This is a genomic window from Mesorhizobium sp. L103C105A0 (assembly GCF_000502215.1).
Lineage (GTDB): Bacteria > Pseudomonadota > Alphaproteobacteria > Rhizobiales > Rhizobiaceae > Mesorhizobium.
Genome location: NZ_AYXF01000015.1, coordinates 90,268 through 115,308, shown reverse-complemented (window position 1 = coordinate 115,308; position 25,041 = coordinate 90,268). Strand labels below are relative to the sequence as shown.

Here is a 25,041-nt window from a genome sequence, read left to right as displayed (position 1 = left end):
GAGCCCCACCAGCGTGGATACGCTGCCACTTGCCAGAACGCGGTCATAGACCTGAAGCATGAACAGCGGCGAGATCAGCGCAAACACGTTGACCACGCCGCTGATCAACACAATGCCCCAAATCGCGGAAGTCAGAGGGAAGGGTCTCAAAGCTGATCCTTTAAGGAATGGTTGTCACGTAAGTCTCCGCAGCTGGCGACCCAGCTCCCTATATTGCTCCCCGATCGGCAACCGACTGCATCCGCTCGCTGGTTCAGGATCAGTGCTCCCGCCGAATATGTTTGGTCCCGGCATTTGATGGAGCGGGTCAACAACACCGTCCGGCTGAAGGTTTGGAAGGGATTCATCCTGGTCGGCCGCAAGGGCCCGAACAGGCTTCCGCCTCCACACCTTCAGGAGATTTCGGTCCACGACCAGCGCGACGCGCAGGGCTTCGTCACTGTACACGCTGACTGCTCCCAGGCGCCCCGGCCCATGGCAAGTAGCGGAAACGGACGGGAAAGCGCCCGCCCGGGGGGGGCGGGGCGGGCGCGGTTCCGCATGGGTTTTCTGGATCAAACGAAGGTGAAGTCCGACGCGGTCAGGCCTAGGTCGGCCACGGTGACTACACCGCCCAGGTGGGCGAACTCGTGCGCGCTGCCGTCGGCGGTGACATAGGCCAGAGTTGCAACTCTGTCAGTGTAGCTGCTTTGGTAGACAATGATGTCGCCGGCGTGCTCGCCGGAGATCGCACTCGCCGCCTCATTAGCAGAGTTGAAAGATTCACCAGTGATCACCACGACGTGTTCGCCGTTCGCACCCGACGCCGCACCGCTGTAGAAGCTGCTCACCGGGTAGCCGGACTGTATGCTGGCGTTGTTGACGAAGTTCGCGCCAAAACCGTCGTTGTAGAGGCCTACCGCATCGAAGGCGAACTTGTCCTCCGCCGGGTTGAAATCGGTGATAGTGGTAATGTCCGACGTCGACCCGACAACCCCAGGCACCGGATTGTGGAACTGGAACACGAACGTGTCACTGTCGCTGCCCCCGGTCAACGTGTCCTGGCCGTCACCCACGTAGAGGACATCCTGGCCGGGTCCGCCGCTGAGCCTGTCATTGTCCTCACCGGAGACGCGCGCGTTGAAGCGGCCGTTGTCGCCGGAGAGATCGTCCCAGCCATCTCCGCCGAAGATGCGGTCGTTACCCTCGCCGCCGATGGCTCGGTCACTGCCCGCGCCACCCGAGATCTCGTCGTTGCCGCCACGACCGTCAAGCCAGTCACCGCCCTGGTAACCCTCGATCCAGTCAACACCCTCGGTGCCGAGGAGTGTTTCGGAACCCGGGCCACCTTCGATAATCTTTGCCATTGAAAATACTCCTAATGATGCCCCTGCCTGAGTCGTTCATATTCGTCATCGGACAATTGGAGAAATCGATTGCTTGGATAGGCATACATTTACGAAATGGATGCATTCTCGTTCACTTCGCCCTTCTGCTGAGCAGTTGCGGGCTCGCAGGCGGCGGGGACACGCCCCAGGCAATCGGCCCGAATATTCACACTCAAAGAACGGTCCAGGAAAACTTGGCAACCGGTCGTCCTGGTTGGGCCGCCCTCGGAAGAACGGGCATGGGGCTGTGTTGCCGAGTCGCGCCGGCACTGCCCATTGCGAGCAATGGAACGTTAGGGAGCGCGTTCGCGCGAGCCGAGATCGGAACCGACAGGCGCACCAGGTAGTACGAAATGCCGGGTTCACCAGGATTTCTCCGACCACCCCGCCAGTCGGGTGCTGTATCTTCTCACTAGGAAACGACGACAAAGTGTCCGGACGCTACAACCGCACCGGAGAGATTCGTGAAGGTCGCCCAGGCTCCGGCTCCTCCCACAAAGATCACGCTCGCCAGAAGGCCCGCCACCAGGTGCCGGTGAATGGACTCGAAACGTCATTGTTCTGATGAATGCCGGACACCGGGATCCTCCATGTCAGCGCGCTCTGCCACGTGATCCTGTGTAGACTCGATGGCCTTCAGGACTTTGGAACGCGCACCGAATGATCGCTGCCGTCCACCTTCCATCACCAACACCAAATCGACGGCGCGGATGGCGCTCGGCCGATGGGCGACGACAACCGCAATGCCCTTGCGCTCGCGCACGGAGGCGATCGCATTAACGACTGCAGCTTCGCCTTCCGCGTCGAGATGGGCATTGGGTTCATCCAGCACGACAAGGAAAGGGTCTCGATAAAGGGCCCGGGCAAGACCGATAAGCTGACGCTGCCCGGCGGAAAGTGCCGATCCGGCCTCACCAATCGGAGTTTCGTATCCGTGCTCAAATCGGAGGATCAGTTCGTGCGTGCCCGCTGCTTTCGCCGCGGCGACAATAGCCTCAGGGTCAGGATCATGTTCAAAACGAGCAATGTTTAGATCGGAAGAGCGTCGTNAAGCTGGCGCTGCCCGGCGGAAAGTGCCGATCCGACCTCACCAATCGGAGTTTCGTATCCGTGCTCAAATCGGAGGATCAGTTCGTGCGTGCCCGCTGCTTTCGCCGCGGCGACAATAGCCTCAGGGTCAGGATCATCTTCAAAACGAGCGATGTTTTCGGCAATGGTGCCATCGAACAATTCAACACCTTGTGGCAGATAGCCGATGTGACGGCCTAGTGCTTCCCGGTCCCATTGATCGAGGCTTGCGCTGTCGATGCGAACCTTCCCGGCGACCGGCGTCCATGCGCCGNCTAGTGCTTCCCGGTCCCATTGATCGAGGCTTGCGCTGTCGATGCGAACCTTCCCGGCGACCGGCGTCCATGCGCCGACGATGGCGCGCGAGAGTGTCGACTTGCCCGAGCCCGACGGGCCGATGACCCCGAGTGCGCTTCCCGCCTGAATGGCAAACGCAAGGCCGGTCACGGTCGGCTTGCTTTCGCCGGGCGGAACGATTGTCACGCTTTCGAGGCGCAGTTCGCGTTCAGGTGCAGGCATTAGCATAACAGGAGCGGTTTCAGGAACCTTTTCCAAGAGGTCCTCCAGCCGCGCCCAACCCTGGCGCGCCATGAGGAAGGGTTTCCAGCTTGAAATGGCGAGGTCGACCGGAGCCAGCGCACGCCCCATCATGATCGAACTGGCAATCATGACCCCGGCCGTAGCCTCTTCCCTGACGACAAGGTACGCACCGACGGCAAGAATGGCCGATTGCAGCAGCACGCGCAGCGACTTTGAAATGGCACCCAGCCCACCTGCCACGTCCCCAGCTTTCCGGTTGGCGGCCAGAAACTTGGCATTGGCCTTTTGCCATCGGGCAGCGATCCGCTTTCCAAGACCGAGAGCTTGCACGACCTCGGCATTGCAACGCGCTGCTTGCAGCAGACCATTGCGTGCCATGTTGTGGGCAACGGTATCGCTTATCGGCCCTTGCGAGAGAGTGTTGGCAAGGAGTGTCAGAGATGTGAGACCGACCGCCCCGATAAGTGCCGTCATGCCGATCCAGAAATGNGTGAGAGTGTTGGCAAGGAGTGTCAGAGATGTGAGACCGACCGCCCCGATAAGTGCCGTCATGCCGATCCAGAAATGAAGGAGGAAGCAAATGCCAAGATAAAACAGCATCCATGGCAGATCGAAGAACGCTGTCGGACCGTTTCCACCTAAGAAGCCGCGAACATTGTCGAGATCGCGAAGCGGCTGCAAGCCGTCGCCCGGCATGCGCGTTGAAAGCGGAAGGCGAACGATCGCATCGTGAACGCGTCCGGAAAACTGTCCATCGAAACGCTCGCCAATCCGCAGCAGCACGCGGGCGCGCAAAATGTCGAGCAGGCATTGGAACGCATAAAGCCCCGCAGCGAGCACGACGAGCCCCACCAGCGTGGATACGCTGCCACTTGCCAGAACGCGGTCATAGACCTGAAGCATGAACAGCGGCGAGATNGAGCCCCACCAGCGTGGATACGCTGCCACTTGCCAGAACGCGGTCATAGACCTGAAGCATGAACAGCGGCGAGATGAGCGCAAGCACGTTGACCACGCCGCTGATCAACACAATGCCCCAAATCGCGGAAGTCAGAGGGAAGGGTCTCAAAGCTGAATCCTTTAAGGAATGGTTGTCACGTAAGTCTCCGGAGGCTGGCGACCCAGCTCCCTATTTGCTCCCCGACCGGCAACCGACTGCATCCGCTCGCTGGTTCAGGATCAGTGCTCCCGCCGAATATGTTTGGTCCTGGCATTTAATGGAGCGGGTCAACAACACCGTCCGGCTGAAGGTTTGGAAGGGATTCATCGTGGTCGGCCGCAAGGGCCCGAACAGGCTTCCGCCTCCACACCTTCAGGCGCGTTCATATTCGTCATCGGACAATTGCAGAAATCGATTGCTTGGATAGGCACACATTTACGAAATGGATTCACTCTCGTTCGCTTCGCCCTTCTGCTGAGCAGTTGCGGGGTCGCAGGCGGCGGGGGATCGCCATCCATGCCTCCTCTCATAGTCGAGGGGGGGGCAGTTTCTCAATTTGGGGACAACTGAGACGTCCGGTGCTCTTAGGCAGAGGAATCATACGAGATCCCTCCTGCAACATCATTTCCCGCATCCACAGGCTTGCCGGATCACTATTGTGGAGCGCAGGCCATTGAACGGCCTCCGTGAATGCGGGAGGAAGTGGCGGCGGAAGTTTGACAATCCGCAGGGGTGTTGTTTTTGCGAAATGCTGCGCCAGCCGTAAGGGCATGGTCCCGATGCGGCTGGTGCCTGATACAACGGGCGGGATCAGGCTAAAGCCGTGTACGACAACTTCGATACGTCTCTCGAAACCGTGCTCGAGCAAATACCATTCCTCCATGGAGAGCTGCCGGGTGTCCCCGAATTTGAACACAACCTGCCCCATCGATAAGTATCGCTCCAATGTAAGTGGCTCTGACAGCTGCTTGTTCGTGCCGCAGCCTACGCACACGAGCATATCTTCGAACAGGGTTGCGCGAGGATGTTTCGACATGAATACTTCCGGCATGATCAGAAAATCAACGTCGCCGCGCCGGAGAAGCTCCTCGGGGTCGTCGGAAATAGGGAGACATTCAAAGCGGACGGCGGGAGCTTCCCGCGCAGCACGTTCTACGATCTTCTTAAAAAATACGAGCGTGATGTAATCGGAAAGGATAATCCGGAAGCGACGATCCGATTGGGCTGGGTTGAAGGCGTCCCAGGAAATAATCGATAGCTGGATGTGGAGCAATGCCTCCCTGACTGCTGGGGCGAGCCCCTCAGCGCGAGGTGTCAAAATGAGCTCGCGGCCGCTCATCGTAAATAGCTCATCGCTGAAATAGGCGCGTAACCGAGCAACGGCGGCGCTCATTGCCGGCTGGCTCAGGTTAATACTGCGGGCCGCCGCGGTGACTTTACGTTCCCTGACCAGAGCGTCCAACACAACGAGGAGATTCAGATCGAGTCCCTTAAAACGCATGTCTTGATCTAGGCGGCGTGTGAATGGGTTGCGACCAAACATTCAATTCGAATGGTGAGTAGCGTCAACGCATCAGCCTTCGACGAAAAAGAGCAATCGAAAAGAAGAAGGGCAAAACTGTGTATATGCAAAGCGCGCCGATATGCAGGCCCATTTTGTCAATCGGACGGCCAAGCATCGCTGGACGAATGAGGTCGATTGCATGTGCGAGCGGTAATAAGGAGGCAGCATACTGAAAAGCGCCGGGCAATTGGTTGATCGGAAACATCGCGCCGCAAAGGAACAGCATGGGTGTAATAACAAGCGTATTATAAAATATGAAATATTCATAACTGGGCGCAAGCGCCGTGACGACCATCGCTAGACTCGCGAAGGCGAGGCCATTGAGAGCGATGACTGGCAGCAAGCAGAGGATGGATGGCCACGATGCGTAGCCGAGCGTGGTGGCAACAATAGTGATTGCTGTGCCCGCCATGAGGGCCTTCGTGGCTGCCCACGCCAATTCGCCGAGTAAGATATCGCCGAGCGTCAGCTGAGTGCATAGCATTCCTTCCCAGGTGCGCTGGTCGCCCATGCGGCCGAAACTCCCGTAGACCGTTTCAGCGGTCGCCGATGCCATCACGCTTGTGGCAACCATGCCAGCCGCGAGAAACGCAATGTACGAAGAGCCCTCAACAGGACCTATCATTGTTCCGATGCCAAAGCCGAGACCGAACAGATAGATCATCGGATCGGCGAGGTTGCCGAGAACCGATGCAAGCCCGATTTTCTTCCATCCAAGATAGTTGCGGCGCCAAACCGCGACCCAATTCCACGCATTGGCGGGCATGCCCGCCGCATAACGTTCGCCCATTGTTCAGTCCTCCATCTCGCGCCCGGTTAACCGCAAAAACACATCCTCGAGATTGGGGGGACGCTGCAGAAGGCGTAGACCCGTGCGCCCGCGTAGCTGCGCCAGCACCTGCTCCGGATCGGGTGCATAGCAAAAAAGCGTCTCACCGCTCACCTCGATGCGCTGTGCGTACGGCCGGATCAGCGCACCCAGTTCATGCGGATTGCCGCCGTAGACCTCGACCACGTCACAGCCGATCTGCTCGTCAATGAGTTCGGACGGGCGACCTTCGGCGATCTTGCGCCCCTCCTCCATAACGCACAGCCGATCGCACAGCCGCTCGGCCTCTTCCATGAAATGGGTAGTCAAAAGAATAGTCTTGCCCCGCGCCAGCAGCGATCGCAGCCGATCCCAGATCAGGTGGCGGGCCTGCGGATCGAGGCCGGTGGTCGGCTCGTCCATCACCAGCAAGTGCGGGTCATTGATGAGCGCACGCGCGAGCGTCAGGCGCCGCTTCATGCCGCCGGACAGTTCGGCGACGCGCGCATCCGCTTTGTTCTCGAGGCGGGCGAACTCAAGCAGCGATGGTATGACCGCATCGATCTGGCGTCTGCTCATCCGGAAGTAGCGCCCGAACACCAGCAGGTTCTCGCGTACAGTGAACGCGGCATCAAGATTGTCGAACTGCGGGACCACGCCGATGCGCATACGTGCCAAACGCGCGCGCGCCGGCACTGGAGCGCCGAGCACAGTGATCTTCCCCGCATCAGGCGATGTCATGCCGAGGACCATACGCGCAATCGTGCTTTTGCCCGCGCCGTTCGGTCCCAAGAGCCCGAAGCATTCCCCCGCCGCAACGCGGAACGACAGCCTGTCGACAACGAGCTTGTCATAAGTTTTGCTTACGTCAGTAAGGTCGATCGCTATCATGGACATGGGTTCATTTTACCGAGAGGGACGACAAAACTGGCGGTTGCTTGGTTCCCTGCCGACCTGAAACTGTGACTCGTCTTCGCCATCCCCGCCGTCGATAACGAACTGATCGACATCACAAGGATCTAGCCGCTGCTCAGCTAAAGCGGCGACAATTGCGTCGAGATTATCGATGGATTGGTAACGCGGATCGTTGTGCCGCTTTTCCTGGTCATCGCAGAAGACGAGCCGTCCATCCTCGACCAGGGCGATCGCCCCATCATGGGTCAGCTTGGTACCACAGATGCGCATAGTGTCTCCACGTTAACGGCGATAGATTCGAGATTCATCAGGAAGCGGAAATCGGGTTCCGGAAACGGACGAGCAAGCAGTCTTCGTTGACGGACTCGCCCCGACACTCAAGCCGCTCTACCTCGATCAACGTTTCGTTCAGCATGGCCATGACCGGCTCAGCACCAGCGGCGTGACCCCAGCGACGGCAATTAGCATCCCTTGCCGATCCGAAGATCAGATGCCCGCCTGGCGCAAGCACCCGCACCAGGTTTTTGATGGCCGCGCGCATCTCGGCTATGTCTCCGAGGTAGTAGAGGACCTCCGCCACAACGATCACGTCAAACAACTCGTCGGTCGAAAACTGTTGAACATCGCAGACTATCCAGTTGATGCGCGACGGCTCCTTTATCCGTTGACGTGCTCGAGCAATCGCTTGCGCCACGACATCGATGACGGTGAGCCCTTGGCAGTAGGGGACTAGTTTTTCCGTGAATGCGCCGGCAGCGCACCCGACTTCGAGGGCATTTGTAATGGAGCCTTGGGCAAGCGCCAGCTGGAGCATTTGCGTGTGGCGCTTCCGCTCGAATGGATTGCCGTCGAGGCGCCACGGATCGTCAGCGGCCAATTCCCGATCAAGCAACTGATGATTCACGTTCTGGGTCAAACTCGTGCACCTCTCGTCCATTAGGTATTTGCGGTCAGTCGTCGCCGCAAATGTTGTCCGACAGGACTAATTCCGAAGAATCCCGCGCAAGATTGAGCCTGCGAAGCGGAGCCGAATGGGGCGAGAGTTCTGCCCTGCTGGAACCAGTGATCGGAGCTTGGGTGGGGGCCTGTTTTCCCCCAGTGTTCGATGTGGCGACAGCAGAGCTTCGCGACAGCCAATCGCTATTGCTCAAGGTACACAGCGCGTAGGCCTTCAACGGAAGCAAGAGAAAGACGTTGATGAACGTGTGCAGCGAAAAGCCAAGAAATCGAAATTGTCGAGCACGAAATGCTACCACGCTGCATCGGAGCATGGTCATGGACACAATCATCAGTCCTGTCCACCAAGGCACAGTGCCTGTCAGTGCGAAATGTGCGAGGCCCGTTAATACCGATAGGGCGAGGAGTAGCGCGCCGAGATTCTGTCCGACCACGTCCAACGTGAGATAGCTATTTAGGCTAGGCAGCAAGCGCAGCCCAAGCAGCGTGTCCCGGAATGTGCTTCGTGCCCAACGGAGTTGTTGGCGCAGATACGGTCCGAGTCTGTTCGGAACGACTGTGGCCGCGATGGCGCTCGGAACGTATTCGGTTCGAAAGCCTGCTTTCAGCATCAGGATAGTGAGATGGCGATCCTCACCGAAGTCGCTTGGCTTGCCCCGAAAAAATTGCGACTCGTACTGGTCCAGTAACAAAAGGAGCGCAGACCGGCGGTACATGGCACATGGGCCGCAACAGCACATAACGGCACCGAAGCGAGCCTGTGCCGCGCGCTCCTCGTTGCAAGCCAGCCAGTACTCCATGTCTATCAGCCTGGTCAGCCAGCTCTCGGTTCGGTTACTGGCCGTCAATTGACCCATGACTGCGCCGACCGCTGAATCTCGCATCTTCGGTACAAGCTTGGAAATGACGTCGGGCGCGAGTACCGTGTCTGAATCAACGTTAAGCACCAGATCCCCTGATGAGCGTCGTATCGCGGCGATCTGCGCCTTGCGCTTTCCAACATTCTCGGGAAGCAAAATGATGTCGAACCTGGGGTCGCGCGCGTAGTCTTCGTGGACAGTTCCTAAGGCTTCGCGATTTCCAGAACCGTCATCAACCAAATAGACCCGAAGTCTTCCGGCGTATTCTTGGTCTGCAATGGAAGCCAGGCACTCTGAAAGCGTGCGCGGATCCTCGTTGAAGCAGGGGACGATGACATCGACGCTGGGCAGTTTGTCGGAGCCGACGAGAACCTCCAACCCCGACGAATCCTTTGTCGGCATAGCATAAAGCCCTTGCATGCTCTTATAGGCAGTCGAGAGCAGTGCATAAAGCGAAATGGCCACAGTGCTGGTTGTACCAAGAAGAGTCATGGGATCTCGTTGTTCAGTGATGTTGAGGAAGTGAGCGGATTACAAATCCGCGCTCACGCAGTGCTGGAATCAGCCGGGACAGCGCCGTGACCGTCTGGTCGCGCATGCCGGCGTGAGCGCCCTGGCTCAACTCGCCGGGAGGGCATCCGTCGTGCAAGAGTACAATTGCGCCCGGCCGGACGGAGGCGAGCACTTTATCGATAATCGCCTCGACTCCAGGGCGAGACCAATCTCGAGGGTCGACGGACCAATGAAGGGCCGCCAGCCCGGCGATCTGTGATGCTGTGCAGACTTCTTCGCTCCAGGCGCCGTAGGGCGCGCGAACAAAGCGGACCGAGGCCTGCGGGCACGCTCTCATGATGGCGTCGTTCGCTTCAAAGACCTCACGTTGCACTTCGCCGAAACCGCATTGGTACAGATCCGGATGAGACATCGTGTGGTTGCCTACCTCGTGCCCTTCTGCGATCATCCGTTGGATTAGATATGGGTGCTCTAAGGCGTAGGCGCCGATGACGAAGAAAGTCGCCGGCACTCGCTGCTCTGCCAGCACGTCGAGAATCTCCGGTGTGAAAAGTGGATTGGGACCGTCGTCAAACGTCAGATAAACGCTTCGACGGCCGGTGCCGTCAGAGCACTCACGGCGCACTTCGTACAAGCAATCGGACCGGCTCATAGCTCTGGTCCGTTCCGATCTATCATCGTGCCCGTGGGCCATTCGCTGATCGGCCGTCCAACTGGCAGAACAATTGTGAGTGCGTCATCGATGCGTGTGGGCGGCAGGTCGAGGCGGGCCTCTGGTCGGGTGGAGCGCACGCGAATTCCCGACAAAACGGCCATAGGGCTGTATCGCCGTCCGAACCTCTCAACATGATTCCGCAGCGCGTCCCTGACCGTTCCGAAAGCGAATGGAACGCCAAGCTCCTGCAGTATTGGAAGCATGACATGGATTGAATGGGCGATTCCCAGACCCTCAAGGTCCGGACGTACCCCGTACAGGCCCAGTTCAGCCACCAACAGGTCGACCGCGTCGACCTTGATGAAACGGCGCAGTATGCCCATGTGAGCCGCTACACCGCTTGAATCATAGGCGATTACGCGGAGTTCAGGCCTGGCTCCGGCCCAGCTTCGACTACCTTCGAACGGTTCTGCGTTGGACGCCCCAGTCGGCCCGTACGTATCACGAAAGAACTCGGCGAGCTTAACGTGATCGGAGAGCTGCAACTCGTTTTCCCAGCACAACTTCCACTGCACCTGATGGCGCATTCAGGACCTCTCTTCATATTGGTTTTTGCGGCCGCATTACTCGACCAAAGCGGCGTTGTTGGCTGCACTCAGCCGTTGTCGTTGGCGAAGGTGAGCCAGACACTCTCTCGAAGTTCCGGCCCGTGTCGTCGATTTGAGCTTGACGTCGCTCATTTACGTTCCTCTAATGCATGGCTCGTAAATTCGTAAAATTGATTGTTTGAATGATACGCATCCACACGTTGGATAGAACATGACATGCGTTTTAAAGGGCTGGATCTAAATCTCCTCGTTGTGCTGGACGCTCTGATGAGGGAGCGTAAAGTCACTGCCGCGGCTCGCAGTATCAACCTGAGCCAGCCGGCCATGAGCGCCGCCGTTGCTCGGTTACGCGCCTATTTCAACGATGAGCTATTTACGATGAACGGCCGCGAGCTCATTTTGACACCGCGCGCCGACGGGCTCGCTCCAGCAGTCCGGGATGCATTGCTGCACATCCAGCTATCGATTATTTCCCCCGACGCCTTCAACCCGGCCCAATCGGATCGCCTCTTCCGAATCATGCTTTCCGATTACATCACGCTCGTATTTTTTAGGACGATAGTAGAGCGCGCTGCGCGGGAAGCTCCCGCCGTTCGCTTTGAATGTCTGCCTATTTGCGACGACCCCGAGGAGCTTCTCCGGCGCGGCGACGTTGATTTTCTAATCATGCCGGAAGTGTTCATGTCGAAACATCCTCGCGCAGCCCTGTTCGAAGATAAGCTCGTAGGCGTAGGCTGCGGCACGAACAAGCAGCTGTCGGAGCCACTTACATTCGAGCGATACTTGTGCATGGGACATGTTGTGCTCAAATTCAGGCACACCCGGCAGCCCACCATGGAGGAATGGTATTTGCTCGAGCACGGTTTCGAGAGACGTATCGAAGTTGTCGTACAGGGCTTTAGCCTGATCCCGCCCGTCCTGTCAGGCACCAACCGCATCGGGACCATGCCCTTACGGCTGGCGCAGCATTTCGCAAAAACAACACCCCTGCGGATTGTCCAACTTCCGCCGCCACTTCCTCCTCCTGCATTCACGGAAGCCGTCCAATGGCCTGAGCTTCACAATAGTGATCCGGCAAGCATGTGGATGCGGGAAATGATGTTGCAGGAGGCATCTCGCCTGGCGCCTTTGCCTGAAATCATTGAGCGTCTCGGGCACGCCGATCCGACCTTTCGTTTCTTGGTACCGACTGCCACCTCGAAATCGCGTGCGAAGTCCCGGAAGATGTTGAGCCCCACCTAATCACCGCCTGTAAGACAGGCTGATCAGCATGTTCGACAAGCGCCGGCGCGGCGCGTGTTACCTACGTTCTGGGGCTGATCTCAGGCGAGTTGCTCGTCGAGGATGTGTGGCAGAGTGATGCCAGCTGCCTTGATTGCCCGCTTTGGCCGTAGGTGGTGACGACGCGAGCATTCTTTTCGATGGCGGCTTCTGGAGGCGGACGCGATCGCGTAGGAGCGGTTGCCCTTCGGGCGTCGGGCCTTTGGCCCGGCAGAGCGGCGCAGTTCCTTGCTAAGTGCGAGGGGCCGGAACGAGCAGAACACACGCCCGGGCTGCTACTGAATTGACTGCCGCCTCGATTTGCGTGCGAAGTCCCAGAAGATGGTTAGCCCGGTTAAATTCCTACCTTGCCGGCTGTGCCGCGGCTTTTCACGTGCAGCCAGGCGAGGAGATGGCGGTCGACGAGGTCGACCCCAAATGGACTGTGCTGGCCTCGCTCGGCTCCTGCCGTGCGGGATCATTGACCACACCCCCTGCACGAGAACGTGGGGCATGTTGGCAAGTGAAGCCGGTGGAGGTTGACGCTGCGGATCTAGGCAATCTACCTCGCGCTTCCGCCTTCATATATTTTCCGGCAGATGGATGTCGAACGGCAGAAATGTCTGTCCGGGTGTTTCAGCGGTGCCGGTCTCGATAGCCCGTGTCATCAGCGTTATCAGCTCCTGGCAAAGCCGGCGCATTGGCGTGGCGACCGCCATCGTGACGATGTTATCTGCAAGCGCTGCCCGAGACTCAGGTGTGATTTCATTCACGATCGCGACGAGATCCCGACTTTTGCCCTCTTCTCGGAGCGCGGAGATCGCGCCCTCCATGCCGCCGCCGGCGACATAGAAGCCGACGAGCTCGGGCTCCCGCTGCATGAGATCAAGCGTTGCCTCGTAGGTGATCTGCCGTTTCTCGAGGTTCATGACCGGATCCAGCACCTCGAACGTGGGCGCGTTCTCACGGCAATAGGAGCGAAAGCCGACGTCACGGAGCTCGTGCCCCTGGAAACGATGGCTGCCGACAAACACCGCCACTTTGCCGGGCCGTTTTGCGACCTTGGAAACCATCCAAGCGGCCGTGCGCCCCACCTTGCGGTTGTTGAGGCCGATATACCCCTGTCGCACGCCGGCGGCGAAGTCGGAAAGCAGCGAGAAAACCGGAATGCCCTTGGCCTTGAGGTCCTCAACCGCTGCTGTGATTTTCGGGTGGTCCGGTGCCACCATCGCGATTGCATGGCAGCGTGCGCCCAACTCCTTGAGCGGCGCGATCAGGTCGCTCGGCATATGTGACGGGGCGAATTCGACGAGCGGAATGCCGTGGAAGGACTGGGCCAAATTGACCGATGCTTCGACCTCGCGCGCAAAATCTTGGTAGAAATGCTGGGCCGGTTTTCTCAAGATGAAGCCCAGACGGTAGTGCGGTAGGTCTCGCCGCAACCGCTGCTTGATTAGCCCGGCAGCATGATAGCCGATCGCCTGGGCGGCGTCGTGGACCCGCCGCGCGGTCTCCTCGCGCACCGGATGGCGGGCGTTCAGAACCCGATCGATCGTTGCTACGCTGACTCGGGCTTCGCGGGCGAGATCGGCAATTGTGGGGCGCTTGGTCATAGGTCCTATTCTGATTGGTTTTTGACGCGGGCCGGCTCTCTGTCCGCCTAACGCGTTTCGGTTTCGGGTGGCAAAGTGAAGACGTCCCCATACGAATGGGCACAGCGTGTTGGACGAACATCATTGCAGACGTAAACCGGCCGGGTATACTGAAAGGCTCATTCGCTTAAAGGGCGGTGACGATTTGCACTCACACATTTAGCGCTTCTGATACATGGTCCGTGAGGAGCCGTTTAGAGGCTGCGGGTCGGTCGTTCAGTTATGTGACCAGCTAAGCGACTTCACAGGTCGTGGGCCGCCCACCTTACTTGCAGGAGGGTAGCCGGTTTGATGCCTCGGTAAGCTGATGACCGCTGAAGGCAGCTTTCATCTGTGCTCGGTCCAACTCTCCTTCCCAGCGTGCGACGACGAGGGATGCCACTGCGTTGCCGACGCAATTCGTCAGCGCCCGGCATTCGGACATGAATCGGTCGATGCCGAGTATCAGTGCCATCCCAGCAACGGGAACACTCGGAACTACCGCGAGCGTAGCCGCCAGGGTGATGAAGCCCGCACCTGTCACACCTGCAGCGCCCTTGGAGGAAAGCATTGCTACGAGCAGCAGCAGCACCTGATCGCCGATGGACAGATCCGTGTTCGTCGCCTGTGCGATGAAGAGAGCCGCTAGCGTCATGTAGATATTCGTGCCGTCCAGATTGAACGAATATCCGGCCGGGATGACGAGACCCACAACCGAACGCCTGGCGCCCGCCTTCTCCATTTTCTCCATCAGCGACGGGAGCGCCGCCTCCGAGGAGGACGTTGCGAGGACAAGCAGCAGCTCTTCCTTGATGTAACGAATGAGAGAACAAATCGAAAAGCCGTTGTAACGGCAGACTGCGCCGAGAACCCCGAACACGAAGAGGAAGGCGGTGAAATAGAACGTCGCGACCAGCATCGCGAGGTTGACTACCGAACCGATGCCATATCTGCCGATGGTGAAGGCCATCGCGCCAAAAGCGCCGATCGGCGCGGCCTTCATCAGAATTCCGACGAGCTTGAAGACAGGCACAATGAGCGCCTGGAGGAAGGAAACGACAGGCTTGCCCGTCTCTCCGGCCATCGCAAGCGCCATGCCGAACAGAACCGAGAAGAACAGCACCTGCAGGATGTCGCCTTCCGCGAAGGCACCGACGATCGTTGGCGGGATAATGTTCATCAGGAAGCCGGTGACCGACTGCGCTTTGGCTTTTGCGGCATAGGTATTCACGGCCTGGACATCGAGCGAGGCCGGATCGATGTTCAGGCCGTCGCCAGGCTGGACGACATTGGCGACGATGAGGCCGACGATCAGCGCGAGCGTTGAGAAGGTGAGGAAATAAACCATTGCCTTGCCGGCGACCCGGCCGACCTTATGAAGATCGTTCATGCCGGCAATGCCGGTCGCAATTGTCAGGAAGATGACAGGCGCGATGATCATCTTGACCAGCTTGATGAAGGCATCACCCAGCGGCTTCAGGCTCTCGCCGGTCTCCGGATAAAAATAGCCAATTGCGACGCCGAGCGCGATGGCGGCAAGCACCTGGGCGTAGAGCTTGGTGTACAAGGGTTTGCGGGGCGCGGGACTCGCGCCGCGGACTTGTGCAGCTGACACTGTTTCTCTCTCCCTGACCGGATCGAGGTGGCGTGACTTCTCCCGGGCTTCTCCCTATCGCGGCGCTCCGGTCGAACGCTGCACCAACGCCGCCGCAATACCCATGCCAGATGAATCCGATCACCTGAACTGATGTGGGCTCGCCAATGATGGAGGAATGCGGTGTCAGACCAGCGGGCAAGGCCGCGGTCCCAACGCCCTTGATGGTCTGTGGCAGAGTGCCGCCGGTCGATCCCTCTGGCTAGCGGTTTTGCTGCACAGAGCGTGGTGGGTTCCTCGTTGGCCGGCTTTGGACCGGGCCCCATCGTTGGCGCCAGCGCGTACCAATAGGTCGCCTGTTCAAGGCCGTCCAGATGACAGGCTAACTTACCCCTGTTCGGAAGCGCTCGTTTCTAGACAGCCTACGACCATGCAGCCACTGCAATCACAGAATAAATTCGGACGGCCTTTTGGACGACCCATTTTGCAAATCAACGCCCGCAGCAGGGGCAGCCGTTTTCAAGCGGTCGCATCGTAATCTGTTCAGACTTTTCGATACGCTCATTGAGTGCGCCGATTTCGGCCCCAGGCCGGTGATGGTGCTGACCACGACGATGCGATTCAGAAGTTGCGAGCACCGCCTAGGAAGTCGTACTCAACGCCAGCTTCGCGCCTTCACACCCGACATCGCCGCCGCCTGATCAACTCGAGAAAGATGGCGGTTGCCGCAACCGACCAGTGCCGTTGGCGGTTATTATCGCTCCCGACCCTCCTTCGCGGGCGCTGGTGAATGGCACGGCCCCGCATTTACACTCCGCGCGGTCAGCCGCTCGGGCAACGCATGGCCGGCCCAGGTATTTCTGCTTCATCGCAAAGATAGAACTGATGAATCCTATCATAGGCCGCGAGGTTTCCTTTCACAGATGAAAGAAAGCTCGATTGACTATGCCGCCTCGCTCCAGTCTTTTGAAAACAACGTGTGTTTGCCCGGGGCAAGCCAATAACATGGCCAAGCCTCGTGGAGGGAGTAGCCAAGCGATGCGTCAGGGCTAGACCCGCTTTGCACTCGACCACACGGCGGCGGCACGAGTTCACGTCGGAGCATTTTCGCGCGTGCCCACGATGTCGCGGCGCACATGCCGCCAGCCTAGATTTGATGGCGCGAGATCGAGGATCACATGCACCACAACATGAGCAAGTCAGAACAGAATGCCCGCGACTGCGGCATATCGCTGCCGAATGCGATAAAGGGTTGTCCAAAGTCCGACACGAATCCTGCGAGTGTGGCATTGCACGAGCGCGCGCTAACCGGCATCTTCGAAATATCGAAAGTACTCGCCGATGCCGCCCGGCTCGAACTCAAGTTGGCCAAGGTAGTTGATCTCCTGCACTCGTTTGTGCAGATGCGGCACGGCATCATCGCTCTCTGCGATGCCGAGGGCGGACTGGACATCACAGTGGCCAGCGGCTGCGGCACGAACGGCAATGAGCCCTCCCGCTCGCGCCTGCCGCGCAACGCCATCGACCAGATTGTGACGACCGACACGCCGCTTGTCGCCGACGACATAGTGATGCATCCGACCTTCACTGCCGCTGATATCGAGGTGCTTGGGGCCTCCGACACCGTGTCGTTCATCGGCGTTCCCATTCGTGTTGATGGGAACGCCATAGGCGCGCTGACTTTGGACCGGGTTTTGGAAAGCAGGTCAAGCTATCGGCTCGACGATGATGTCCGGTTGCTTACCATGATTGCCAACATGGTGGGACAGACAGTCAAGTTGCATCGCTTCTCCGCGGTCGACCGCGAGCGAACGCCGGAGCTGGAACATCGGCTGCAAACGAAATTTTCTGATGTTAAGCACCCTGCACCCCGGCGCAAAAAGGTCCACGTCGAGGGGATGATTGGTGACAGTCCGGCGATAAGCGCCCTGCTGGAGAAGATCGCGGTCGTAGCGAAGGCAAAAACCACAGTTCTGTTGCGAGGTGAGTCCGGTACCGGGAAGGAGCTGGCTGCCAAGGCAATTCACGAGTTGTCGCCGCGCGCCAAGCGGCCCTTCGTTAAACTCAATTGTGCAGCGCTCCCAGAGACAGTCCTGGAATCCGAATTGTTCGGTCATGAGAAGGGTGCCTTCACAAGCGCATTCAATTCCCGCAAGGGGCGTTTTGAGCTCGCTGACAAGGGGACGTTGTTTCTGGATGAGATCGGCGAGATCTCGGCCTCGTTCCAGGCAAAGCTACTGCGCGTGCTGCAGGAGCAGGAGTTTGAGCGCGTCGGCAGCAATCAGACCATCAAGGTCGATGTTCGCGTGATTGCCGCCACGAACAGGAACCTGGAAGAGGCGGTTGCAAGGAATGAGTTCCGCGCCGACCTATACTACCGCATCAACGTGGTTCCCTTGCTGGTACCAGCATTGCGCCAAAGGCGCAGCGATATTCCGCTCCTCGCAGCTGAGTTTCTCAAGAAGTTCAACGACGAGAACGGCTGTACGCTCACCTTCGATCCGCGTGCGATTGAAGTGCTGATGAAATGTGAGTTTCCCGGCAACATTCGCGAGCTTGAAAATTGCGTGCACCGGACAGCGATCCTGGCCGAGGGACTGTCAATCGGGAGAAACGACTTTGCCTGCTCCCAAGGCCAATGCTTTGCCGAGGCGCTGTGGAAGTGCAGATCGGGCAAGGCCGCGCTGCAACCACCGCCGATCATGCCGGAGTCAGCGAATTTGGCCACGCCCCCGGACGAGGCCGCCAGTTCGGCCGCGACTAACCCACTTGCCGGCGCAACCCACCCAATTGGCGCGAGGACGCCCGATATAGAGCGCGTCATTGCTGCCATGGAAAGATGTGGCTGGGTGCAGGCAAAGGCAGCGCGCTTGCTTGGGCTGACCCCGCGCCAGATTGGCTACGTGCTGAGGAAATACGGCGTCGAGATCAAGCGTCTTTGAAAGCATGACCCTGGGCATGAGCTGAGCAGCTTAGCGCCTTGGCGCCGCGCAGCGATGCAGATCCGCGTGCGCGTCAACTCGATTCGACCGAGGACAGGTGGCTGAATTCCCATGTCAGCCGGCGCTGCGACCATTGTGTGAAAGGCAACCCTGCCATCGTCCAATCCCGTCCGCCATGTTGCTCTCGTTGCGAGCTCATGCGGATGCCCCTGTGTGACTGAAACGGAGTTAAATATGTCCGACGCAAAACTGCAAACTGTGCTTTCGGCTCTTTCGCAAGTGACACGACAGTTGGATGCTCTGCCGTCCAACGGACCAGCGCCGGACGCAAATTTTATCAAGCTGAATACGAATGAGAACCCGTTTCCGTTGCCGCCAATCATAATGCAAAGTGCAGTGGCGGCCCTCAAGCGCCAGTATCTATATCCGGATGACGATAACTTCAGACTGAGGGAAGCAGCGTCCAGCGCCTATGGCGTTTCCAGGGATCAGGTCATCGCTGGCAACGGGTCGTCTGAACTGCTCGGACTGATCTACAGAGCTTTCCTCGCACCCGGCGACAAGGTTGCGATGATGTCGCCAGGGTTTTCGTTCAACCGCAAACTTGCCATGCTCCAGGGCGCTGAGTTCCTCGAAATCGGATGTCAAGCTCATTCCCTGCCAATGGAGCAATTGCTTTCTGGTCCGGCAAAAGACGCCAAGTTTATTATGTTGGCCAATCCAAACAATCCGACCGGAACATTCCTCCCGATAAGCGATATCGAACGCCTCGTAGCACAATCGGACCGCTTGATTGTCCTCGATGAGGCCTACGTCGACTTTGCACCCGATCACGGACTGCGCCTCATCAACCGGTATTCGAACCTTCTGATCTTGAGGTCATTCTCGAAAAGCTATGCCGCCGCCGGCATTCGCGTCGGTTTCGGTTTCGGTCACCCTGAAATTATTGGAAGGCTGCGAAACATCCAGAACGTCTTCAACATGAACGTGATCGGGCATGCCGTTGGTATCAGCGTGCTTGCGCATCGCGGCGCCTACGCAGACAACCACAAGCACATCAAGGATGAACGAGAGCGAGTGACAGTTGCACTATCGCAACTCGGATTTTCCGTAACACCCTCCCGCGCAAATTTCTTGCTGGCCCGTGTGCCCGCGGGACAGGACGGCTCATGGTGGCAAGCAGCATTGGAGAGGCAAAAGATACTTGTCGCGTTTTTTCCGGACAAAGGCTTGGAACACTGTATCCGCGTCAGCATCGGCACAAAAGAGCAGATGGATGAATTTCTTGCTGCCGCTGGCGACATTGCTGGAAGCTTAACGGTGCCAAGCTCCAGAGGCAGGGAAGCGTCAGGCTCTGCTTCTTCGTTACGCTGACGCTAATCGGCGATCACACACATCTCTTCCGACTTGCTGGTGATCCCAGCAAGAAAACAGCCTGCTTTTAAAATCGGGGACTTAAAGAGTGACAAACGTCTTTCCTTCAAACCTGGCTTTCGGCATCTTCGATCATTTGGATGAGGATGGCCGCGATATAGGCCGGCAGTACGAAGATCGCCTGATATTAGCAGAGGCGTGCGATCAGCTGGGGTTCTATGCCTATCATCTCGCAGAACACCACTGTACTCCCCATGGGAGAGGTCCATCGCCGAATCTGTTCTTATCGAGCGTCGCCCAGCGCACCCGGCGCTTGCGTCTCGGACCCTTGGTGATGCTGCTTGCGCTTTATCATCCGCTGCGTGCGTTCGAAGAGATCTGTATGCTGGACCAGTTGAGCGGTGGCAGGCTCGAACTGGGCATAGGGCGCGGTGCTCTCCCGACCGAATTGGGCTACTTCGGGATTGGTGCGGACGCGGTGCCGGGCCGTTATGCCGAAGCCAGCGAAATTCTTATGCAAATACTTGTGAATTCGAGGGAGGTCGGCACGCTATGCTATCAAGGCCGCCATTTTGATCTCAATGACGTTCCTTTGACGCTAAGACCTCATCAGCGTCCACATCCGCCCACATGGGTCGCTGCCAATCGACCCGAGTCCACAGCTTGGGCCGCTGCGAATGGAACAAATATCGCGTGTGTAGGACCTTCCTCTTCTGTTCGCAAAACTACTGATGCGTTCCGCGCCTATCGAGAGGACAACGCAGGCGGGGAGGATCAAGGGAGATTTGTCGGATTGCTCCGCATGGTCGTGATTGGGCGTTGTGACACACATGCCTATTCGCTCGCGGCACCTGCTTACGCACGCTGGCTCAAGAGCTTCCAATTCCTTTACGAGCTTAACGCTATCCCCACTCCACCAAACTTGCCGCTAACCTTCGATGCGGCAGTCGAGAGTGAATTGTGCGTGGTAGGATCAGCAGAGTCTGTGCGAAAAGCTCTGCTAGATCAGTTGGAAGAGGCAGGTGCCAACTACCTGCTTTGTCAAATGGCATTTGGAAATCTGCCGCTAGATGCTTCCCTTTACACCGCGAGGACCATTCAATCCGAAATCATGGCTCGACTTGGCTGACCATGTGCTCGAGCTTGCACGTGGTGGGGCGGGCAATCGGGAGGAGGCCAAACTGACGACGAGCAGGCGGCACAGAATACCAGCTTTGTGCGTTGGCTGGCGTCTGGGCCATCGTGTGAACATGCACGATCCTAAGGAGAGGGTAGCCGAGCGCGTCACGATGCCGGCACGCGTCTGCTCGTCGCGCTGGCGCTAGTCGTTGCCCATAGCCAGCCGCAGGAGGTTCTTCTCGCCCGGGGCGGCGTCGGTGCGGCGCCCACTAATCCAGCTTCATCAGCGGCCCGTCGGTGGCAAAGCCGTCACTCGCTACGGCGCTATTGAGGGCGCGCTCGCGAGCGGCTTTGCGACGCCCAGCCAACACCTCCAGCGAGCTCGCCCGATGATGGTGGTGCACCGCGGTCGGATACGATGCTGGAGGAAATCGTTCGCAGCCGGTCTTCAGGAATTGCGAGGAGTGCTCGTTCTTGAATGCTGGCTGCTGGCCGGATGCGGTGGCCTGAGTGGTCTGCCGACACGCCCGAAAGTCAACGCCACTACCACAAGGCCGCCAAGATGTCAGGTCTGAGAGCCAGCTTGGACGGTGGTATCGTGTTCGGGAAGGTCGTCGAAGGAGGCGTAGTTGAGATAGTAGAGTTTGGAATACAGGCCGCCCATGGCTATTAACTCATCGTGGTTGCCAGTCGCAATAACTTGGCCATTCTGAAGCACGATGATGCGGTCGGCCCCCCGGACCGTGGCGAGACGGTGGGCGATGACGAGGCCAGTCCGCCCTTCAAGCAGCTTGATCAGAGCCTTCTGAATCTGCAATTCCGTGTAGCTGTCGATATTGGCGGTAGCTTCGTCGAGCACGAGGATCTTGGCGTCAGCGACGAGGGCGCGGGCGAAACTGATAAGCTGGCGCTGGCCGAGAGATAAGTTGTCGCCGCGTTCGCCAAGTTGGGTCTCATACCCGTCGGCGAGGCTCATGACGAAGTCATGCGCGCCGACAGCCTTGGCCGCCTCGATCACCTTGTCGCGCGTGGCTTCCGTCTTCTGGTATCGAATGTTCTCGAAGACCGTCCCGGTGAACAGGAATGGCTCCTGCAGCACCATGGCGACCTGGCGGCCGAGCGATTCCTGGGTGAGGTCGCGTACATCATGTCCGCCGACCAGCACCTGACCCTGCTGAACATCATAGAAGCGGTGGACCAGGGCCATCGCACTCGATTTGCCAGAACCGCTCGGTCCGACTAGTGCGACCGTCTCGCCCGGATTGACCTTGAACGAGACATTTTTCAGAACCGAACGGTTCGGATCGTAGCCGAAGGTGACGTCCCTAAACTCGACCGAGCCGTCCATTTCGGGCGAAAGCACTTCGGCATTGGGTTTGTCCTTAACATCGATCTTGACGTCGAGCACATCGGTCAGGCGCTTGCCTGAGGCCATGGCGCGCTGCATGACCGAATATTGCAGGGTGAGTGAGCGGATCGGGTCAAAGAAGCGCTGGATGTAAAATAGGTAGGCTACCAACACGCCCACATCTATACGGCTATTCATGACCATCGAGCCGCCGACCACAATAACGGCGGCCAAGGCGAGGCCGGTGATGCCATCGACGATGGGCACCATGACCAGTGCATATCTGGCAGCGATCAGGTGGGTCCTGAGGTTGGCATGGGCCCGATCGTCAAAAAGACTGAAATTCACCTGCTGGCGGTCCATTGACTGTATGGTCCGCACGCCGTGAATGGCTTCGGCCAGCGCGCCATTGACGACGGAATTGGTTTCGTGTGCAGCCATGAAGGCGTCGCGGGCCCGCGGCAACCAGACAATGCGGACGATCACCAGGATTGGCAGAACCGATAGCGTCAGGAGGCCGAGGCGAAAGTCGAGCCACAGCATTACGAAAACGATGCCGAAGAGAAGCGCAACATCGCCTAGGGAATATACCGAGGTTTCCAGGAACTCCTGTATGGAGTTAACGTCGCCTTGCAGGCGCGACATCAGGCGTCCGACCTCAGTCTTGTCCATGAAAGAGAGCGAAACCTTTTGCAGATGGCCAAACATGGCGCGGCGGATGTCGAACAGGACAGTTTCGGCCATTTTCCCATCCAAGGCTTCCTGCATGTAGCCGGCGGCGAAATTGACCAAAATCGCCGAAAGGAACGCGCCGACGGCCGCAAGCTGGGCTGAGCGATCGGGCCTTGCCGGGTTCATGCCGAGGTCGATCGCGTAGCGGATGATCAAGGGGATGAGAAGCTGCGTCCCGGTGAAGATCAGCATCGCGACAATCGTGACAACTACCTTTGCCCGGTAGGGATGGACGAAGCCCCAGATGCGACGGAGGATGCTCTTGTCGAAAGCCCGGCCGAACATCTCCTCCTCGATCCGGTGCGAGCCGACGACCGCGCGCGGAGGGCGTCTCCCATCGTCACGTTCGGCTTCGAGTTCGCCGCGGCCCTGGTCCATCAGCGGGCGCCCCCATCCTGGCTAATAATGCTATCACCCGGGCGCGTCTGGAGATCGTAAAGGGCCCTGTAGCGTCCCCGCTTCGCCAGAAGCTCTTCATGCGTGCCGCGTTCTACGGTTTCGCCGTTATCGACAAAAAGGATTTGATCGGCATGCTTAAGCGCACTCAGCCGGTGCGCGATGATGATCGTCACCCGATCCTTTGCGAAGCGCCGCATCGCCGCGCGAATGCGCAGCTCGGTGCCGGCATCGATCGCGGCCATCGAGTCGTCGAAAATGATGACGGAGGGGCGCAGCATCATGGTGCGAGCAATCGTGAGACGCTGGCGCTGGCCGCCAGAGAGAGAAACGCCGCGTTCGCCCACGACCGTCTCATACCCTGCCGGGAGCCCGAGGATGTAGTCGTGGAGCTGGGCGAATTCTCCAGCGCGTTCAATTCGCTGTCTCTTCGCCCAGGGATCGCCATAAGCGATGTTGTTCTCGATCGTTGTGGTGAATAGGAACGCATCCTGCTGTACAACCGCGACCGCCTTGCGAAGGCTCTCGAGGGTGACATTGCGTATGTCCTGGCCGTCCAACGTGATGGCGCCACCGGTCACGTCGTAAAAGCGGGGGACCAGATGAGCCATCGTCGATTTGCCGGAACCCGGCGGACCGACGATCGCGATCGTCTCGCCTCTCCGGGCCTCAAAGCTGAGGTTCTTCAGAATGGCGCGGTTTTCGGCGTTGGGGTAGGCAAATGAGACATTGTGGAAGCGCAGAGTGCCGTCACTTATCTCAAGCGGTCTGGCCTCGAGAGCATCCCTGATGGTGATCTCCTGATCGAGGAGACCGAAAAGCCGCGAACCGCAGCTAGAAGCGCGGGCAAACGCATTGACCATGAGACCGATCTGGCGGACTGGCATTTGCAGCATGGTCATGAAGGTCAGGAAGGTCGCCATGGTTCCGACGCTGATCTCGCCAGCGACGAGCTTGTTGCCACCGATCCCAAGCACCAATCCCATTGCCAAAAAGTAGGACAAGGTCATCGCCGACGTGTTGGGTACGTAGATGTCAACGAGATCGTTGGCGAGGTCGAGCGCGTTCTTGGAAGCGCCGTCGAACTTCAGCATCTCATAGGATTGAGCCGCAAAAGCGCGGACCACACGGATACCTGCGAGATTTTCCTTCATCACGCGGCTTAGTACCGAAAGGCGCTCATAGAGGTCGAGCCAGGTGGCGCGCAGCTTAAGCTGTGTGGTCGATGAGCGCCAAGCGACAAAAGGCACGAAGCTGAGCGCGGCCAAGCCGAGCACGGGATCGGTCGAGATCATCATGTAAGCGCCAATCCCGATCAGCATCGTCAGCAGGAGCACCCGCATGAGCCCGGTGGAAAAATACATCCGCACGCCGTCGAGATCGAGCATTCCGGCGGTTATCAGATCGCCTGAATGGGCCCGGTCGTGAAAGGAAAAGCTGAGACGCTGGATCTTGTCGTAGTAGGCGAGCCGCAATTCGTACGCGACATGATGCCCGACGGCTTCGGCAAAATAGTTCTGCGCCATCGTGAAAACGCCGCGTAGCGCGCTGACGGCGAGCAGCAGGAGAGCCGGGGCCCAGAGCGCTTGTCCTGCCGCGGCCCCCGCGACACCGCCCCCGATAGCTGTCTGGGTCTGGTCGACAGCCCGGCCGAGAAGCTGGGGAATGAGCAACTGGAGGATTGCCGCCATGATCGTCGAGCCCATAGCGAGGGCAACCTGCCACGGGTGGCGCAGATTCATACGCGTGATGCGCAACAGCGTACTCAAATCCCGGCCCCAGTGCGCCGCTTCAACATGGGTCAACGAATTCAGTGCGTTCGTTGCGCTGCTGACAGCATCACTGTTCAC

General features: G+C 58.7%; 16 protein-coding genes and 4 pseudogenes. 4 read left to right on the top strand and 16 right to left on the bottom strand.

Annotated elements, in window-relative coordinates:
• Window positions 1-554: 554 nt before the first annotated feature.
• The 12 genes and pseudogenes from X727_RS138160 to X727_RS138205 form a co-directional block, all read right to left on the bottom strand.
• Window positions 555-1,346, bottom strand: coding sequence for a hypothetical protein (locus X727_RS138160; protein WP_023673926.1), 792 nt, complete (start codon window positions 1,344-1,346; stop codon window positions 555-557).
• Window positions 1,347-1,727: 381 nt separating this feature from the next.
• A pseudogene (locus X727_RS1000000169230) lies at window positions 1,728-1,946 on the bottom strand (HlyD family type I secretion periplasmic adaptor subunit); the annotation flags it as partial.
• Window positions 1,921-2,397, bottom strand: a pseudogene (locus tag X727_RS1000000167175) (ATP-binding cassette domain-containing protein); the annotation flags it as partial. The pseudogenes X727_RS1000000167175 and X727_RS1000000169230, both read right to left, overlap by 26 nt.
• 23 nt (window positions 2,398-2,420) lie before the next feature.
• Window positions 2,421-4,044 (bottom strand): annotated as a pseudogene (locus X727_RS0134705) (ATP-binding cassette domain-containing protein); the annotation flags it as partial.
• Window positions 4,045-4,441: 397 nt separating this feature from the next.
• Window positions 4,442-5,416: a LysR family transcriptional regulator gene (locus X727_RS138170; protein WP_023835193.1), complete on the bottom strand. Its 975-nt coding sequence runs from the start codon at window positions 5,414-5,416 to the stop codon at window positions 4,442-4,444.
• Window positions 5,417-5,480: 64 nt separating this feature from the next.
• A complete protein-coding gene (locus X727_RS138175; protein WP_023672240.1) occupies window positions 5,481-6,269 on the bottom strand; it encodes an ABC transporter permease in 789 nt (262 codons plus the stop codon).
• 3 nt (window positions 6,270-6,272) lie between these two features.
• Window positions 6,273-7,184, bottom strand: coding sequence for a nodulation factor ABC transporter ATP-binding protein NodI (gene nodI / locus X727_RS138180; protein ID WP_023685034.1), 912 nt, complete (start codon window positions 7,182-7,184; stop codon window positions 6,273-6,275).
• A gap of 54 nt (window positions 7,185-7,238) precedes the next feature.
• Window positions 7,239-7,472 (bottom strand): annotated as a pseudogene (locus X727_RS138185) (carbamoyltransferase N-terminal domain-containing protein); the annotation flags it as partial.
• Window positions 7,473-7,509: 37 nt separating this feature from the next.
• Window positions 7,510-8,139: a nodulation methyltransferase NodS gene (nodS, locus tag X727_RS138190; RefSeq protein ID WP_023672237.1), complete on the bottom strand. Its 630-nt coding sequence runs from the start codon at window positions 8,137-8,139 to the stop codon at window positions 7,510-7,512.
• 13 nt (window positions 8,140-8,152) lie between these two features.
• Entirely contained in the window at window positions 8,153-9,511 is a 1,359-nt protein-coding gene (gene nodC, locus X727_RS138195; protein ID WP_023829773.1) for a chitooligosaccharide synthase NodC, read from the bottom strand.
• A 13-nt stretch (window positions 9,512-9,524) separates the two neighbouring features.
• Window positions 9,525-10,184, bottom strand: coding sequence for a chitooligosaccharide deacetylase NodB (nodB, locus tag X727_RS138200; RefSeq protein ID WP_023672235.1), 660 nt, complete (start codon window positions 10,182-10,184; stop codon window positions 9,525-9,527).
• A complete protein-coding gene (locus tag X727_RS138205; protein WP_023694280.1) occupies window positions 10,181-10,774 on the bottom strand; it encodes a NodA family N-acyltransferase in 594 nt (197 codons plus the stop codon). The genes nodB and X727_RS138205 overlap by 4 nt, the downstream gene beginning before the upstream one ends.
• Window positions 10,775-11,011: 237 nt before the next feature.
• Here X727_RS138205 and X727_RS138210 point away from each other — a divergent pair, with 237 nt between their 5' ends.
• The gene (locus tag X727_RS138210; RefSeq protein WP_023685028.1) at window positions 11,012-12,037 is read left to right on the top strand and encodes a LysR family transcriptional regulator; all 1,026 of its coding nucleotides are present in this window, start codon (window positions 11,012-11,014) and stop codon (window positions 12,035-12,037) included.
• Window positions 12,038-12,636: 599 nt separating this feature from the next.
• On the opposite strand, the gene X727_RS138215 is transcribed toward X727_RS138210, so the two are convergent.
• On the bottom strand, window positions 12,637-13,668 hold the full coding sequence (locus X727_RS138215; protein ID WP_023672231.1) for a LacI family DNA-binding transcriptional regulator: 1,032 nt from the start codon (window positions 13,666-13,668) through the stop codon (window positions 12,637-12,639).
• A 304-nt stretch (window positions 13,669-13,972) separates the two neighbouring features.
• Window positions 13,973-15,301, bottom strand: coding sequence for a dicarboxylate/amino acid:cation symporter (locus tag X727_RS138220; RefSeq protein ID WP_023727109.1), 1,329 nt, complete (start codon window positions 15,299-15,301; stop codon window positions 13,973-13,975).
• A 1,169-nt stretch (window positions 15,302-16,470) separates the two neighbouring features.
• Here X727_RS138220 and nifA point away from each other — a divergent pair.
• The 3 genes from nifA to X727_RS1000000167170 all read left to right on the top strand — a co-directional run bounded on the left by nifA (window position 16,471) and on the right by X727_RS1000000167170 (window position 20,725).
• Window positions 16,471-18,222 (top strand): nif-specific transcriptional activator NifA, encoded by a 1,752-nt coding sequence (nifA, locus tag X727_RS138225; protein WP_245274212.1) that lies wholly within the window; start codon window positions 16,471-16,473, stop codon window positions 18,220-18,222.
• 234 nt (window positions 18,223-18,456) lie between these two features.
• Window positions 18,457-19,596, top strand: a complete 1,140-nt coding sequence (hisC, locus tag X727_RS138230) for a histidinol-phosphate transaminase (protein WP_023829772.1) — start codon at window positions 18,457-18,459, stop codon at window positions 19,594-19,596.
• A gap of 88 nt (window positions 19,597-19,684) precedes the next feature.
• Window positions 19,685-20,725: an LLM class flavin-dependent oxidoreductase gene (locus X727_RS1000000167170; RefSeq protein WP_081726232.1), complete on the top strand. Its 1,041-nt coding sequence runs from the start codon at window positions 19,685-19,687 to the stop codon at window positions 20,723-20,725.
• A gap of 555 nt (window positions 20,726-21,280) precedes the next feature.
• Here X727_RS1000000167170 and X727_RS138240 read toward each other — a convergent pair.
• Both X727_RS138240 and X727_RS138245 read right to left on the bottom strand, forming a co-directional pair.
• Window positions 21,281-23,173, bottom strand: a complete 1,893-nt coding sequence (locus tag X727_RS138240; RefSeq protein ID WP_023685024.1) for an ABC transporter ATP-binding protein — start codon at window positions 23,171-23,173, stop codon at window positions 21,281-21,283.
• Window positions 23,173-25,041, bottom strand: a complete 1,869-nt coding sequence (locus tag X727_RS138245; RefSeq protein ID WP_023835190.1) for an ABC transporter ATP-binding protein — start codon at window positions 25,039-25,041, stop codon at window positions 23,173-23,175. The genes X727_RS138240 and X727_RS138245 overlap by 1 nt, the downstream gene beginning before the upstream one ends.